At 49.2% G+C, this 14137-nt stretch carries 15 protein-coding genes; 9 read left to right on the top strand and 6 right to left on the bottom strand.

Annotated elements, in window-relative coordinates:
• Positions 1-14 precede the first annotated feature (14 nt).
• Positions 15-650: a TetR/AcrR family transcriptional regulator gene (locus KH172YL63_RS11550; RefSeq protein ID WP_173106242.1), complete on the top strand. Its 636-nt coding sequence runs from the start codon at positions 15-17 to the stop codon at positions 648-650.
• Positions 651-666: 16 nt separating this feature from the next.
• Positions 667-867: a transcription initiation factor TFIIIB gene (locus KH172YL63_RS11545; RefSeq protein ID WP_173106241.1), complete on the top strand. Its 201-nt coding sequence runs from the start codon at positions 667-669 to the stop codon at positions 865-867.
• Between the two features lie 43 nt (positions 868-910).
• Here the strand turns inward: KH172YL63_RS11545 and KH172YL63_RS11540 are convergent, their stop codons facing one another.
• A complete protein-coding gene (locus KH172YL63_RS11540) occupies positions 911-1375 on the bottom strand; it encodes a UPF0158 family protein (protein WP_173106240.1) in 465 nt (154 codons plus the stop codon).
• A 143-nt stretch (positions 1376-1518) separates the two neighbouring features.
• On the opposite strand from KH172YL63_RS11540, the gene KH172YL63_RS11535 reads away from it, so the two are divergent.
• Both KH172YL63_RS11535 and KH172YL63_RS11530 read left to right on the top strand, forming a co-directional pair.
• Complete coding sequence (locus tag KH172YL63_RS11535; RefSeq protein WP_173106239.1) at positions 1519-2790, top strand: MFS transporter; 1272 nt, start codon at positions 1519-1521, stop codon at positions 2788-2790.
• Positions 2744-3355: a TetR/AcrR family transcriptional regulator gene (locus tag KH172YL63_RS11530; RefSeq protein WP_173106238.1), complete on the top strand. Its 612-nt coding sequence runs from the start codon at positions 2744-2746 to the stop codon at positions 3353-3355. Before KH172YL63_RS11535 ends, KH172YL63_RS11530 begins: the two co-directional genes overlap by 47 nt.
• 21 nt (positions 3356-3376) lie before the next feature.
• Here the strand turns inward: KH172YL63_RS11530 and KH172YL63_RS11525 are convergent, their stop codons facing one another.
• Genes KH172YL63_RS11525 through KH172YL63_RS11510 form a run of 4 tightly spaced genes read right to left on the bottom strand, consistent with a single transcriptional unit; the run spans position 3377 to position 7347 of the window.
• The gene (locus KH172YL63_RS11525) at positions 3377-3634 is read right to left on the bottom strand and encodes a hypothetical protein (protein ID WP_173106237.1); all 258 of its coding nucleotides are present in this window, start codon (positions 3632-3634) and stop codon (positions 3377-3379) included.
• A complete protein-coding gene (locus KH172YL63_RS11520; RefSeq protein WP_173106236.1) occupies positions 3631-4725 on the bottom strand; it encodes a GerAB/ArcD/ProY family transporter in 1095 nt (364 codons plus the stop codon). Before KH172YL63_RS11520 ends, KH172YL63_RS11525 begins: the two co-directional genes overlap by 4 nt.
• A gap of 16 nt (positions 4726-4741) precedes the next feature.
• On the bottom strand, positions 4742-5905 hold the full coding sequence (locus KH172YL63_RS11515) for a Ger(x)C family spore germination protein (RefSeq protein ID WP_173106235.1): 1164 nt from the start codon (positions 5903-5905) through the stop codon (positions 4742-4744).
• On the bottom strand, positions 5902-7347 hold the full coding sequence (locus tag KH172YL63_RS11510; protein ID WP_173106234.1) for a spore germination protein: 1446 nt from the start codon (positions 7345-7347) through the stop codon (positions 5902-5904). The genes KH172YL63_RS11515 and KH172YL63_RS11510 overlap by 4 nt, the downstream gene beginning before the upstream one ends.
• Before the next feature lie 154 nt (positions 7348-7501).
• Here KH172YL63_RS11510 and KH172YL63_RS11505 point away from each other — a divergent pair, with 154 nt between their 5' ends.
• The 4 genes from KH172YL63_RS11505 (at position 7502) to KH172YL63_RS11490 (ending at position 10504) form a co-directional block, all read left to right on the top strand.
• Positions 7502-8734 (top strand): ATP-binding protein, encoded by a 1233-nt coding sequence (locus tag KH172YL63_RS11505; RefSeq protein ID WP_173106233.1) that lies wholly within the window; start codon positions 7502-7504, stop codon positions 8732-8734.
• A 141-nt stretch (positions 8735-8875) separates the two neighbouring features.
• A complete protein-coding gene (locus tag KH172YL63_RS11500) occupies positions 8876-9301 on the top strand; it encodes a DMT family transporter (RefSeq protein WP_173106232.1) in 426 nt (141 codons plus the stop codon).
• Between the two features lie 15 nt (positions 9302-9316).
• Positions 9317-10012: a Crp/Fnr family transcriptional regulator gene (locus KH172YL63_RS11495; protein WP_173106231.1), complete on the top strand. Its 696-nt coding sequence runs from the start codon at positions 9317-9319 to the stop codon at positions 10010-10012.
• A 12-nt stretch (positions 10013-10024) separates the two neighbouring features.
• Positions 10025-10504, top strand: a complete 480-nt coding sequence (locus KH172YL63_RS11490; protein WP_173106230.1) for a DMT family transporter — start codon at positions 10025-10027, stop codon at positions 10502-10504.
• A gap of 431 nt (positions 10505-10935) precedes the next feature.
• Here the strand turns inward: KH172YL63_RS11490 and katG are convergent, their stop codons facing one another.
• Positions 10936-13149, bottom strand: coding sequence for a catalase/peroxidase HPI (katG, locus tag KH172YL63_RS11485; RefSeq protein WP_173106229.1), 2214 nt, complete (start codon positions 13147-13149; stop codon positions 10936-10938).
• Between the two features lie 271 nt (positions 13150-13420).
• On the opposite strand from katG, the gene KH172YL63_RS11480 reads away from it, so the two are divergent.
• A complete protein-coding gene (locus KH172YL63_RS11480; RefSeq protein ID WP_173106228.1) occupies positions 13421-14128 on the top strand; it encodes a DNA alkylation repair protein in 708 nt (235 codons plus the stop codon).
• The last annotated feature ends 9 nt before the right edge of the window (positions 14129-14137 follow it).

Raw genomic sequence — 14137 nt, 5'->3', positions numbered from 1 at the left:
GTGGAGGTTGTACATTGTACCCGAACTTTGAGAAATTGCCAGAAGAAAAGAAGCAGGCCATCCTGTCGATTTGCATAGAAGAATTTGGCCGAACAGGCTTTGATAAGACGTCGACTGATACGATTACGTCAAAAGCAGGGATATCGAAAGGGATTCTGTTTCATTATTTTAAAAACAAAAAGAACTTGTATCTCTATGTGGTCGATCATTGCCGGCGCCTGATCGGAGACCGTCTGATGGAAGAGCTGGAAGGTGTGAAGGCAGACGATTTCTTCGAGCGGACCCGGGAAGTGATTCTTACCAAGCTACGGGTCCAGCTTCAATACAGCCAGGAAACGAACCTCGTCACCAACGCCATGCTGAATCCGCCGGTGGGGCTTGAAGAGGGAATCCAGGAGCTGCTCCAGAAGAATGCAGACAGCTACGGAGACCAGTACTTGGGGAAACTGCTCGACGCAGCGCTCCTGAAAGACCATACCTCCCCTGAAGCGGTGATGAACTTAACGATGATGGCATTGGAGCATGTCACGAAGAAATATATTGCCCTCTACCAAAACAAACCGATCGATTTCGAACAACTGAGCGAAGAAATGCTCCCGGAAATCGATCAATATTTCCAGCTGATCAAATACGGCTGCCTTCAACAATAGAAAGGATATGATCTCCATGGAAGAACAAACAGCGCGCTGCCCAAAGTGCGGAGGGACGGACCTTGGAAAAGGGATGCATTCAGGCTATGCAGTGATGTCTCCTGTGAACAAGAAATTGAGCTTCGGCTCTGAAATTGAGCATATTCTCTGTACAGACTGCGGTTTTATCATTGAAAGCTATGTAACGAAGCCGCAGAAATTTAAAGATACAATGTAAGATGAAAGCCCTGCCTCCGCTTCACTGGGGCAGGGCTTTCACATTATTCATAGGGGATTCCGTTCATCTCACACCATTTCTTCGCAAATTCACGGTAACACTCGGTTCTGAACGACTGCCATTCATCGTTCATTCCTATGGACATCACCCCGTCTTTGAATCTGCTGAAAGCCCCTTTCCCGCGGATGGCGGAAAGCAGGCGATCACGGGCACGTCCTTCCTCCAACGACAAACAGAAGCGCTCCATCATGCGGTATTCGTTGATTTCATCTCTATCAGGGAATTCAATGTAGTGGTCCGGGTGGAGGAGAATATCCTGAGCTGCTCTGTATTCGATCTGCTCCCAGTCCTCGAGCTCTTCCACCGGCTCCTCATCCGCCGCCTGACGAAAGATTTCCTCTTGAATCATGACGATCGATCCGGATTCGAGATGGAGGAAGGTTACCATGATCTCAAATCCCGATTGCATTTCCTGAGCAAGTTCATCGATATTCACTGGAGTGGCCATTGTTATCTTCCTTTCAAACTATGATAAGACTATTATACATATATTTAGAAAATTTTAAAAAACAGTGGTAAAAAGACACTGGTGTCGATATGATGAATATAGGAAAACGACATTCATGTCTTTTTAAAAAGGGGATTTGGAAAATGGAAGGTTCTTTGAAGAAAAATAAGCCGTTCATCACGTTGATGACGGCACAGGCGATTTCAGGACTGGGGGACTGGTTGAGCATCATCGCGATCATCACGCTCGTTGGCTTGAAATGGGAGGCGACGCCGATGCAGATGTCGCTGGTCATCCTTAGCCTTGCGCTGCCGATGGCACTGCTCGGACCTCTGACCGGGACGATTGCAGACAGGATGGAACGGAAAACATTGATGGTGTTTTCTGATGTAACAAGGGGTGTACTCATCCTGCTTCTGACGCTTGCGACAAATGTGTGGATGGTGTACGGCTGTTTGTTTCTTGTCGGGATGTTTTCATCCGTGTTCATTCCGGCGAAAAATGGGAAGTTGAAAGAAATCGTTTCAGACGAGCACATCAAAGGGGCGATGTCGATTTCGTCCACGATCGATTCGAGTACGAAGATCATCGGCCCGCTTGTGAGCGGGATTCTGGTTTCGGTGATTGGCACGTACAATGTGTTTTACCTCGATTCGGCTACGTTTTTCCTATCGGCGGTCCTGATTTTCCTGCTGCCAAAAGCAGTGAATGAACGGGAGAGGGAAGAGGAGAAGAAAGGGGAAAAGTCTTCATTCAAAGAGGAAATCAAGGTCGGGTTCACGTTTATCCGGAGCAGCAGCTTTTTGCTGTACGGGTTGTTTCTCTTAGGGGTCAGTTTATTGATCCTTCAACTGTCCGATTCTCAGATTATCGTGCTGATCAGGCAGCTCACGGACGTTTCACCTGATCTGTTCGGGTACGCAGTAACCTGTGCCGGTGTTGGGATGCTTCTTACGGGGATTTATCTTTCGAAGAAAACCGAATACAATGCCTTCCTTTATATGTGTTACGGCGTACTCGGCATCAGTGCGGGATTCGGTCCGATGGCGATTCTGACCCATTATGATCTAGGATGGTCAATTCTTTGGGTACCGTTTCTTGCGCTGATCGCAGGCGGATCGGCAGGGTTTGTGTTCATCCCTTTCCAGGCGGCAGCACAGGAAAAAACGCCGGTCCATATGACAGGAAGGGTGTTCGGGGTCGTCAACAGCACGACAACAACGGCGACGATCATCGGGCCGCTCGCAGGCGGCGCCCTTGCCACGGTGATCGGGATCATCCCTTCATTTATCGTGACGAGTTCACTGCTCATCCTGATTTCCATCATATCGATCGCTGCGCGGAACAAAGTCGGAAAGGAGGAGAACGATGTCACCGAAAGTCAGCCGGGAACACAAGGAACAGCGTCGCTCTGACCTGATAAATGCGGCCAGACGGGTATTCATCAAGAAAGGCTATGAACATACGACGATGAAAGACGTGATGGATGAGGCCGGGGTCAGCCGGGGCGGATTGTACCTCTACTTCGATAACAAGGAAGATCTCTTCGAAGCCGTGATCCAGGAGCAGTTCATCGACGCCATCGATGAGATGTCAAAACATCACGACTCTTACTGGGACGTTCTCCTGATGAGTTTTCTCGGTGAAAACAAAGAGCCGTCCGATGAAATGGACCCCCTCGCTCCTTCCAAACTGGAATATTTCATCACCGGAAGGAATCACAGCAGCAGGCAGGAACATGCAAGGAAGAGGTATCAACAAGCATACGAATGGATGACAGACATCATCGAAAAAGGGGTGGAAGCAGGAGAGTTCAAGCCCCGTTATGCTCCTGAAGTACTGGCAAAGGCACTCATCTCCCACATCGACGGATTGGCGATGGACCATGCCATCCTCGACGCGGAAAGCATCCAGCTGAAAGAACAGACCGAGTGGATCATTGGGTATTTGGCGTGGGGACTAGGTGTGGAAAAAGATTGAAGAGTCAGTGAGGATATGGAATCATTTTCTTGAAGGGGTGATGATGGATGAAAAAAATGCTTTTACTGCTTGCGGGAATTCTCTTCGCCGCACTTGGGTATTATCTTGGTGTACAGGGGAATGAAAAGTGGACGATCTCATTTTTGTTTGTGATCGCTGCGGGGAGTTTTCTTTCGTTGGCTTGGTTGATGGTGAAACATTCTCCTGCTCAGAAGTGACAAAATCATTAAAAAGAGAGGCAAATCCCCCGTCCGGGATATGCCTCTCTTTTTCTTTCACCCCACCTTCCTCCCCCTCCAAAACACCACCACCCCAAGAACAAGCGGAATGATGAACTGTATCGGAATATGAAGATAGTAGGGGACGAGCTTCAGCCCTACATACAGAGGATCGGTGATGTCACTGCTCCGGTGAAGGGAGAGGAGGTAGACGGCGACGAGGAGCAGGATGACGTGCCAATTCTTTTGTTTCACCTGGAATAATTGGGTGAGAACCGACCTCGCCGCGTACAGGAATACGGATATCTTCATGAAGCCCCCGCCGATGAGGAGGAGGTAGGTGAAGATTTCAAGATGTTCGACGAGATCGAGATAAGTGACCATTTCCATCGCTTTCACAAACGGGAAATAGTAGGTGTTGGCAAAAGGGGCATGAAGGATGCCGATGACCAGCTCCATGGTGATCATCAGAATGACGCCTGCGATTGTGATCGGGATCCAGGCGGTTTTCTTCAGTTTTTCTCTCCCGTGGACGAGGGGGAGAAGCACGAGATAGACGACGAGCTCGCCGAAAGGGAACGTCAGCCCGGTCGGAAAGATCATTTTCTGGATCGGTTTGAAGCCTTGTGCAAATAAGGGCATGAGATAGGTTGCCTGAAATTCATCGGACAGGAATCCGAGCAGCCAGAGGGCGATCAGGATGATAAAAGAAAAGAAGGTCATGATGATGGCGCTTCTTGCAATCGCTTCGATCCCGAGCATCGCACAGTAGCCGGCGACAAGGAGGAACGGGACGGCTGCGACCCATTTCAACGAATCGGGATAGAGGATCTGGGTGGTGAAAAAAGAGAAGTCGTTCAGCACCCGGGCAGCGATGTAGAGAAAATACATGCTGTACAGAACGGCAAGAATTTTACATAAAAACGAGCCGAAGCCCATTTCTAATAAAGGAAGGAAGTCCTTCCAGCCGCTTTTTTTCATGATCAGGAGGTAGAAGTAGAACAGGCCAATCCCGAATCCGACCTCAAACGGGATGGCGAGGATGCTCCCTTCCATGGCAGAGAAATTCAAGCCGACGACGATTGTGCTTCCTGTCAGAAAGAGAAGCATCATCGAGCCCAGTTCAAATGGTGAGATGAATGCTTTGTTCATGGTATCTACCTCCTTACTACTTAATATGACCGAATCGGATGAATACGACATTCACATCGGTCTCGATTTTCACATTTGAAAAGAAGTGGGGATCAGTTTTCTTTTCTTTCCACACTTTTGGTTCCTGCCGGTAGAAGGCATCCTTCACGCCGACTATATCGGTTCCTTCTTCCTGGGCTTTCTTGATCAGCGCCTCGATATCAGAGGTGAGCTTTTTTTTCAACTGATTCTGAAGCACCTTTTTCATTTCATTTGCAGGAAGCTGTTTTTTGCAGGAAAGCTGTTCAAGATTTCCTTCGACCTTGACCTGCAATGAGACGGTATGGTCACCCTTCACTTTTAGAGAGGAGGAGGTGTTGATCGTATCAATGGTGAAATCTTCTTCAGCATCGGGGCAGGGGGTCGAGATCGACACTACCTGGTTGATCCCTTTTATCAGTGCGAGCGTGTTGCTTTCTTCTTGCGTCAGAAAGGTTTGCACCTTGTCTCCTTTAAACGTGACGAAGCCTTCGAGAGACACATGGACGTCGGGGGTGAAATCTTCGATGTTGGCTTTGGATAAGCCTTTCTCCACATCCCCGTGGATCTCCACATAAGGGATGACGAAATCGGATGTGTGGTCTTCGAGATAGCTCTTGATCCTTTCAGAGGAAGTGTTCACGAGTTTTCCCCACACATCTTTCGCATTTTTGATCATGATGTTCGTGTAGAGTGACGAAAGCTTCTGCTGCGGCGTGAACAGGGTGAGGTACACCTCAGGCGACACGTCCCTGATGATGATGGTGCTGACATTGGACGACACCCGGGGGTCCCGGATCAGGAAGTCAAGGGACTTCTCCAACCCTTCTTCTTTCGCCAGAGTATCGCTCAAAGCCACGACTTGAAGGGTATCAAGGATCGGTTCTTTCAGGCTGTCTTTTTTAATTTTCTGGATGGCTTCCGGAATCGTACTGCCGGTCTGTGTATAGGTGAAGCCGCCAGTCGGATCGACCGAATTCTTCTGGTTGGCTGATGGGTTGAACACTTGAAGGGTGACGGAGTAGGCGTCATCCTGCCTGTCGATGCCGATGCCTGATACGAGTTCGATTTCATTCAGGGAGTTTGTCCGCAAATGGCCGACAACGACGGCACCCAGGATGATGAAAACAAAGAAGACGAGACGTATATTAGACAGCTTCATGACTTCTTCTCCTTATCCGGCTGTTCCTCAAGTGGTTCTTCTTTATGAAAAGCAGGCACCGTTTTGTTGATGTCAGGGATCGGGTTTCGGAAGAACACATCCTTCGAAATGTCCCGGCCTGTAAATGGCGCAATCGGTGCAAGGTACGGAACGGTGAACGAACGCAGGTAGCAGAGATGCACCAGTAATATCAACGTATACAGGGCGATGCCGTATAAGCCGAGCAGGGCGCCGACAGATATCAGGCTGAGCTTGATGATGCGGGTCGCATAGCCCATGGCCGCGATCGGGATGATGCTTGATAAAATGAAGGCCGTACTGATGACCACCAGGGTAATCGGCTGCACCAGCTGTGCTTCGACCGACGCCTGTCCGAATACGATTGCCCCAAACAAGGAAATCGTGATGACGACGCTTTGGGGAAGCCTGCTTGAAGCTTCATAAATCGCCTCGGTCAACAGCAGGACGAGAAGGACTTCGAATACAGTTGGAAACGGCACGGCTTCCCTCTGGGCAAGGAAGCCGACAAGCAGATTCACCGGCAGCAGCCCTTTATGAAACGTGGTAAATGCGACGTATAATCCAGGAATGTAAAGGGATATCCAGAAAAACAGAAAACGGAACGGCCTTACAAGCCCGGATGCTGCCGAGTTGATGTAATAATCATCTGCAGACTGAAAGAACTGGATGAAAACAGCAGGTGCGATCAAAACAAACGGTGTCCCGTCGACGATGATGCACACCCGTCCCTCGACGACTTCCGCAGCGGCAACGTCCGGTCGGTCCGAATTGAGGACGAGGGGGAAGATCGTTTTCGATTCCTTCGTCAAATATTCTGCGATGTAATTGGATCCGATGATGGAATCGATCGATATTTCTGCAAGCTTTTCCTTTATATTGGCAAGGATATCGGGGTCGACCATATTTTCCAAATAGACAAGGGAAACAGACGTCCCCGTATGCTGTCCGTACGTCTCCGTCTCCACATGAAGGGAAGGATTTTTAATATATTTCCTGAGAAGGGCCACGTTCGTGCCCAGGCTTTCGGTGAATCCGATATCCGGCCCTTCAATCGTCCGCTGTCCCTTTGGGCTTGTGATCGACCGTTCCTGCCACTTAGACGTATCTGCCGCAATCATGTCAGCGTTTCCGCTGAAAAGGAGAATGGTCGCACCGTTCACCAGTTTTTCGACAGATTGGGCTTCGTTTACATATTCTATTTCAGGCACCTCAAGCAACGAAGGGAGGGACGGCGCATCCGGCGTATTCAGGAGCGGCTCGATGATATGTTCCTGAATGGAGGGAGTATCGACGATCCCGTCTATGTAAAGGATGCAGGCAAACGGGTGCTCCCCCGGATGCTTCAAATATCTGGTTTTCACATCTGAGCTGTCGTGCATCCCGGCGAGAAGTCTCTCTGCCCTTACTTTCAAGTCATCCATCGCGCCCACCTCTTTGATTATGTCAATATGGTAGTATGTGCCGGATTCCCATGAGTCATACGGAAAAATGTGAATGTTTTGATATTAGTGTAGTCGCCGTGTCCTACATTCGATATAATGGGATTACAGAAGTAAGGGGGACGTTTATGTGGGGATGCAGCACTTTTTAATCAATTTACTTGTTATATTTTTATCCATCCTTTTTATGCAGTTCTGGCTTAACCAACCGCTCAGATACAATCGACGAAATGAATTTGTCATGTTCATCTCTTTAGGATTTGCGATTCTGTTATGCATGCTGTTTCCTTTTAAAATCAGTGCCGGCCTCATATTTGACCTTCGTTTTATTTCATTTATTCTGGCATGTTTTTATGCCCATCCATTCACAGCGGCTGTCTTAGGATTACTGACAATCATGATCAGGGCAATACACGGGGGAGAGGGGATGTGGATACCGATCATTGCGATTCCTGTCCTATACTTGGTTTGTATGTGGACCCGCCCGTTATTTAATCGTAACAAGATCCGGATCCGGCTGTTGCTCACCTCTACGTTAGTTTTTCTTACCTGTTCAGGAGTCCTGCTTAGCATACACCTATTATTCAATGACCTTCTTACCTTTGGCTTCATGTTTTCATTCATCATCACTCACATTTTAGGGATGCTTCTAACGGTCTATTTAGTAGAATATTTTCATACACAGCACCTTCTCCTCACGAAGCTTATCCGGATGGAAAAAGTAGAGGTAGTCAGCCACCTGGCAGCAAGCATCTCCCATGAAGTCAGGAATCCCCTTACTTCTTCGAGAGGTTTTGTGCAGATGGTACAGGAATCAGCTGATATTACTGAGAAGGAGAAGCAATTCCTGGACGTTGCGATACAAGAGATGGACAGGGCGACCGACATCATTCATGATTACCTCACATTCGCTAAACCTGCCCCTGATAAGGTGGAGAACCTATCTGCAAAGAACATGATGGAGAAAGCGATCCATGTGATGCAGCCGCTTGCCAACCTGAATAATGTCGTGATTTCGTCCCGTATGTCTAATGAAGTGGTGAAAGGGAATGCGGGACTATATATACAGGCACTCGTCAATATTATGAAAAACAGTATAGAAGCGATGCCGAAAGGGGGAGAAATTCACATCACCTCCGAAGTACATAATCAAACAGTGCGCATACATATCCAAGATGAAGGAATCGGGATGACCCCGCTTCAGATCACACGCCTAGGTGAACCTTATTTCTCCACAAAGGAAAGAAAGGGGACAGGCCTCGGCATGATGGTGGTCTTCAGGGTCATTGAAGCGATGAACGGGGAAGTACAGATTTCCAGTGAAAAAGGGGTCGGAACGAAAACGACGATTCTGCTTCCGACAGGATAGGAATAGGGGGAAATCCCTTATTTCTATCTTTTTTTTGATGAAAAGGTTATCATCATTGAAAAACGTATAAGCTTAGGACATATGTCCTTTCACAAATTTCCTCCCTCCTGTTTAATAGTACGAAGAATAGGAGGAGAAACGATGAAAGGTGCTTTATTTGCGCTGCTTGGCGGTCTTTGTATCACCATGCAGGGAATCTTTAATGCCAGAATGAGTGACGCGATCGGAGGCTGGCATACGACGTCGATCGTCCATCTTGTCGCCTTCGCGATCGCCATAACGATTTATATGAAAGTAAGGGACGGGAAAGGGAAGAGCTTCCGGCAGGTCCCGTTTCTATACCTGATCGCAGGATCATTCGGCGTGCTCGTCGTGTTCTCTGAACTGACGGCCATCCATATGATCGGGCCCGCAGCCGCGATCGCGATCCTGCTCGTGGCACAGATCGGAACAGCCTTTCTTATTGAATCACGGGGCTGGTTCGGTGAAAAGCGGATCCCGGTCACAAAGAGGCAGATCGCCGGTCTCTCAATGATGCTTGCAGGCGTCATTCTGCTTCAATTGTAGAAAAGAGGTTCTGATATGAAAGAAATTCAAGGGGCAGAGCCCGATACTATGTTAAAAGAATTTGAGCTCGAGCGGTACTTTCCAGAAGATTTCCGATCCCTTATCAAAGTGTACGGGTTTGAAAAAGGCGATGTGCTGTTTTCTGCAGGGGAAGCATTTCATGAACTGTATTTCCTGACGAAGGGGAAAATCAAAATCTTCACCAATACACCGGACGGCAAGATGCTCATCAACCGGTTCAAGCGTCCGCTTGCGGTGCTCGGCGATGTGGAATATGCAAAGGGAAGTGCAGTCATCAACTCGGTGGAAGCGGTGACCGACGGGGTGTTCATATCGCTCCCGTTCAAGGATTTATCAAGGCTTGAACGTGAACATCCGGCGATCATCCGCTTCCTGTTTGATACCGTCGCCCATAAATTCTACACAGAGTCCCACGCAACAAGCATGCACATGCTATATCCGGTTGAAGTGAGGCTCGCAAGCTACCTGCTCTCGATCTCAGAAGCAGGGGAAGGGACGATGTTTCATCAGGAAATGCACACATCCAACCTGATGGAACTCGCCGAATGGATCGGCACAAGCTACCGCCACCTCAACCGAGTACTGAAGAAGATGGCCTCAGACGACCTGATCGACCGGGTCAACGGCTCCATCACCATCAAAAACCTTGAAAAACTCAGCATCCTTGCTAAAGGAAACATCTATGAATAAGGAGGGTCCAACATGTACGGAGTAGGACTTGCCATCATGGCAGGCATTTTAATCAGCTTACAAAACGTATTCAACGCACGTGTCAGTGAAAAAACAGGCCCGTGGGCGACAACGAGCCTCGTACTCGGCCTCGGCCTCGTCTGTTCACTGCCCGTTTTCTATACAATGGAAGACAAAAGCATCCTCGACTTCAGCGGAGTCAACCCGGTCTTCCTGTTCAGCGGCGTATTCGGCGTCGGCATCGTATTCTTCCTAATGCGGGGCGTCACCCTGATCGGACCGGCGTACGCGATCTCCATCGCACTCATCTCACAGATCACCATCGCATTTGTCGTCAACACAGGCGGATGGTTCGGATTTGAGCCTTCATCCCTGTCCTGGGAAAAAATCCTTGGCATCGGCTTGCTGATCGGCGGCGTACTGGTGTATAAGCTGGAGAAGCGAACTGGTAGTGTGGAAGAGGCTGCGGTTGAGGAGCGGATTGGGGCATAGTTGGGGGATAGCGTGGTGTGATCGTTTCTGCCGGTTTTTATGGAGCGGCTGTTGGGGACGGAAATGTTGCTTGTGAACCGGAAATGACTGCAGTTTTGGTCTTTTTGAAAGGTTTTAAAAGGGAAATTAGTCTTTTCAGGTCGTTTTGGAGAAAAATAGACTGCTAGAAATGGTATATATTGGAAAAATGAGGGTCCCGGCCCGATATATGAGCCGAAATAAAAATATATGAGCCTGATTTCAGATTTATGAGCGTGATTTTTAAAATATGATCCCGAATCCTGAAATATGATCCTATTCTCAAATATATGATCTCTTTGTCGAAAACTCACCATCCGCACGCAGCACCAACCAGCAACCAACCACCCAAACCCAATACCCCAAAAAGAAAACGCCTCTTCCCAAACCGAAGAGGCGTTTTTCCATTCAATTTATCTCAAATCAAACCGGTCTGCATCCATCACTTTCACCCACGCGGCAACAAAGTCGTTCACAAATTTCTCTTTGTTGTCATCCTGGGCGTACACTTCTGCAAGTGCACGGAGGACGGAGTTGGAACCGAAGACGAGGTCGAAGCGTGTAGCTGTGCGGACGACTTCGCCTGTTTTGCGGTCGCGGCCTTCGTACTCGTTGAAGCCGGCCGGTTTCCATTCGATCCCCATATCAAGCAGGTTCACGAAGAAATCGTTGTTCAGCGTGCCGACACGGTCAGTGAAGATACCGTGCTTCGAGTCGCCGTGGTTGGCGCCGAGTGCACGCATACCGCCGATCAGAACCGTCATTTCAGGGGCGGTCAGGCCGAGTAATTGTGCTTTGTCAACAAGCATTTCTTCCGGGCTGACAGCGTATTTCTGCTTCTGGTAGTTGCGGAATCCGTCTGATACAGGTTCCAATACACCGAAGTTATCGGCATCGGTCTGTTCAGGTGTCGCATCACCGCGGCCAGGGGAGAATGGAACGGTCACATCATAGCCTGCGTCTTTAGCGGCTTTTTCGATGGCTGCATTTCCGCCAAGGACGATCAGGTCAGCAAGGCTGACTTTTTTGTCGAGCTTGCTTTGCAGTTCTTCGAAGACGCCGAGTACTTTTTCAAGCTGATGAGGTTCGTTCGCTTCCCAGTCTTTCTGCGGGGCAAGGCGGATACGTGCACCGTTAGCGCCGCCGCGCATGTCGGATCCACGGTAAGTGCTTGCAGACGCCCATGCCGTCTTCACAAGCTCGCTGACGGTTAAGCAGGTTTCAAGGATTTGTTGTTTCAATGAAGCAACTTCTGCGTCAGAAAGATCGTAATCCACTGCAGGGACCGGATCTTGCCAGATCAAGTCTTCTGCCGGCACTTCAGGACCCCAGTATCTTGCTTTCGGTCCCATATCACGGTGAAGGAGCTTGAACCATGCACGTGAGAACGCATCGGCGAACGCTTCAGGGTTCTCATGGAAGCGGCGGGAAATCTTCTCGTAATCCGGATCCATGCGGAGCGCCATATCGGCAGTCGTCATCATCGTCTTCACTTTGATGGATGGATCTTCGGCATCAGGTGCCATATGTTCTTCCGTCATGCCGACAGGTGCCCATTGAGATGCGCCTGCTGCACTCTTCGTCAGCTCCCACTCATATCCGAACAGAAGGTCGAAGTAGCCGTTGTCCCATGTAGTCGGGTTCGTCGTCCAGGCGCCGTCCACACCACTTGAGATCGTGTCACGGCCTTTTCCTTTTCCGTAAGAACTCTGCCAGCCGAAGCCCTGGTGCTCGACGTCTGCTGCTTCCGGATCGTCTCCGACTAGGGAAGCGTCACCGGCACCGTGGGCTTTACCGAACGTATGACCGCCGGCAACGAGTGCAACGGTTTCTTCATCGTTCATGCCCATGCGGCCGAATGTATCACGGATGTCTCGTGCACTTCCAAGTGGATCAGGCTCGCCGTTAGGGCCTTCCGGATTCACGTAGATCAGACCCATCTGCACGGCAGCAAGCGGGTTCTCTAGCTCACGGTCGCCGGAATAGCGGTTGTCTGCAAGCCATTCCTTCTCAGATCCCCAATATACATCTTCTTCAGGATGCCAAATATCCTCGCGGCCGGCACCGAAACCGAATGTTTTCAATCCCATGGACTCAAGTGCGACGTTACCTGTCAGTACAAGCAGGTCGGCCCAGGAGATCTTGTTGCCGTATTTCTGTTTGATCGGCCATAGAAGGCGTCTTGCTTTATCTAAGTTAACGTTATCAGGCCAGGAGTTAAGCGGCGCGAAACGCTGTGCACCGGTTGAGCTTCCCCCGCGGCCGTCGGTTTCACGGTATGTACCTGCTGCGTGCCATGACATCCGGATGAAGAAGGGACCGTAATGCCCATAATCGGCAGGCCACCAATCCTGGCTGTCTGTCATCAGATTATGAAGATCCTGCTTTAACGCATCGTAATCAAGCTTCGCGAATTCTTCCTTATAATTGAAGTCTTCTCCCATCGGATTTGACTTACGGTCGTGCTGACGAAGGATGTTAAGGTTGAGCATGTTCGGCCACCAGTCACGGTTCGTCGTCCCGCCTGGAGCAGTCGTCGTCGTGATCGCGCTGTCCTTGTGATGTGTGACAGGGCATTGACCTGCAGCTGTGTGATCCTTTTGATCTGGTCGATTATTGTGTTCCATTTACCAATCACCTTCCTGTTTTAAAATGGTGGTGCATGCATTATCACGAAAGTTAACAATTATGTGATAATTATAATGATTCTTATCTGCTATTATAATAGATTAGAATTCTTATTGAAAGCATGAAGCGTCGAGAATGGAGAATTTTTACGGAATCCTTACAAAACAAGGGGTTTCATCTGATTCAGAAGCTGGTTTCTCTTTATGGGGTGTTATATGATATATAGTATGAGAAGGAAAAGCCAATTGTATGAAAAGGATGGTGTGCCCGGTGAACAAAGAAACTGTGATGGAAGAACTTGAAGCACTCGGCAAGGAACGGAGCAAGAAGATGTACATATCGAACGGTGCCCGCGAGCCGGTATTTGGGGTTGCGACAGGGGCGATGAAGCCGATCGCGAAAAAGATCAAGAAGGATCAGGTGTTGGCAGAGGAGCTCTATGCGACGGGAAATTATGATGCCATGTATTTTGCCGGTGTCATTGCCGATCCGAAAGCGATGACCGTTGAAGACTTCGAGCGCTGGATCGACGGGGCGTATTTCTACATGCTGTCTGATTATGTGGTCGCGGTCACCTTGGCAGAAACAGACATTGCCCAGGACGTATCCGATGCATGGATCGAAAGCGGAGAAGAACTGAAGATGTCTGCAGGGTGGAGCTGTTATTGCTGGCTGCTCGGAAGCAGGAAGGATGAGGAGTTTTCGACGGAGAAGCTTGCAGGCATGCTTCAACAGGTGAAGGAATCGATCCACGACGCACCGGAAAGGACCAAATCAGCGATGAATAATTTTGTCACGACTGTCGGGGTTTCCTACGCCCCGCTCCACGAGACTGCCCTCGAGACGGCGAAAGCGATCGGGCCGGTGGAGATGAAGCGGGAAGGGAAAAAGAACGCTGTCCTGCATGCGTATGAAGATATTCAGAAACAGGTGGAGCGTTTGAGGATCGGATTCAAGCGGAAATATGTAAGATGTTAAAAGGATTGA

Source organism: Bacillus sp. KH172YL63 (assembly GCF_011398925.1).
GTDB lineage: Bacteria > Bacillota > Bacilli > Bacillales > Bacillaceae_B > Rossellomorea.
The sequence above is the reverse complement of the archived record's forward strand: the minus strand, read 5'-3'. Positions and strand labels throughout refer to the sequence as shown.

Excerpts from the sequence above, each read along its gene's own strand:
- KH172YL63_RS11535 (WP_173106239.1), top strand. The coding sequence starts at position 1,519 with ATGGAAGGTTCTTTGAAGAAAAATAAGCCGTTCATCACGTTGATGACG.
- KH172YL63_RS11530 (WP_173106238.1), top strand. The coding sequence starts at position 2,744 with ATGTCACCGAAAGTCAGCCGGGAACACAAGGAACAGCGTCGCTCTGAC.
- KH172YL63_RS11505 (WP_173106233.1), top strand. The coding sequence starts at position 7,502 with ATGCAGCACTTTTTAATCAATTTACTTGTTATATTTTTATCCATCCTT.
- KH172YL63_RS11500 (WP_173106232.1), top strand. The coding sequence starts at position 8,876 with ATGAAAGGTGCTTTATTTGCGCTGCTTGGCGGTCTTTGTATCACCATG.
- KH172YL63_RS11490 (WP_173106230.1), top strand. The coding sequence starts at position 10,025 with ATGTACGGAGTAGGACTTGCCATCATGGCAGGCATTTTAATCAGCTTA.
- KH172YL63_RS11520 (WP_173106236.1), bottom strand. The coding sequence starts at position 4,725 with ATGAACAAAGCATTCATCTCACCATTTGAACTGGGCTCGATGATGCTT.
- KH172YL63_RS11510 (WP_173106234.1), bottom strand. The coding sequence starts at position 7,347 with ATGGATGACTTGAAAGTAAGGGCAGAGAGACTTCTCGCCGGGATGCAC.
- KH172YL63_RS11540 (WP_173106240.1), bottom strand. The coding sequence starts at position 1,375 with ATGGCCACTCCAGTGAATATCGATGAACTTGCTCAGGAAATGCAATCG.
- KH172YL63_RS11515 (WP_173106235.1), bottom strand. The coding sequence starts at position 5,905 with ATGAAGCTGTCTAATATACGTCTCGTCTTCTTTGTTTTCATCATCCTG.
- katG (WP_173106229.1), bottom strand. The coding sequence starts at position 13,149 with ATGGAACACAATAATCGACCAGATCAAAAGGATCACACAGCTGCAGGT.
- KH172YL63_RS11495 (WP_173106231.1), top strand. The coding sequence starts at position 9,317 with ATGAAAGAAATTCAAGGGGCAGAGCCCGATACTATGTTAAAAGAATTT.
- KH172YL63_RS11545 (WP_173106241.1), top strand. The coding sequence starts at position 667 with ATGGAAGAACAAACAGCGCGCTGCCCAAAGTGCGGAGGGACGGACCTT.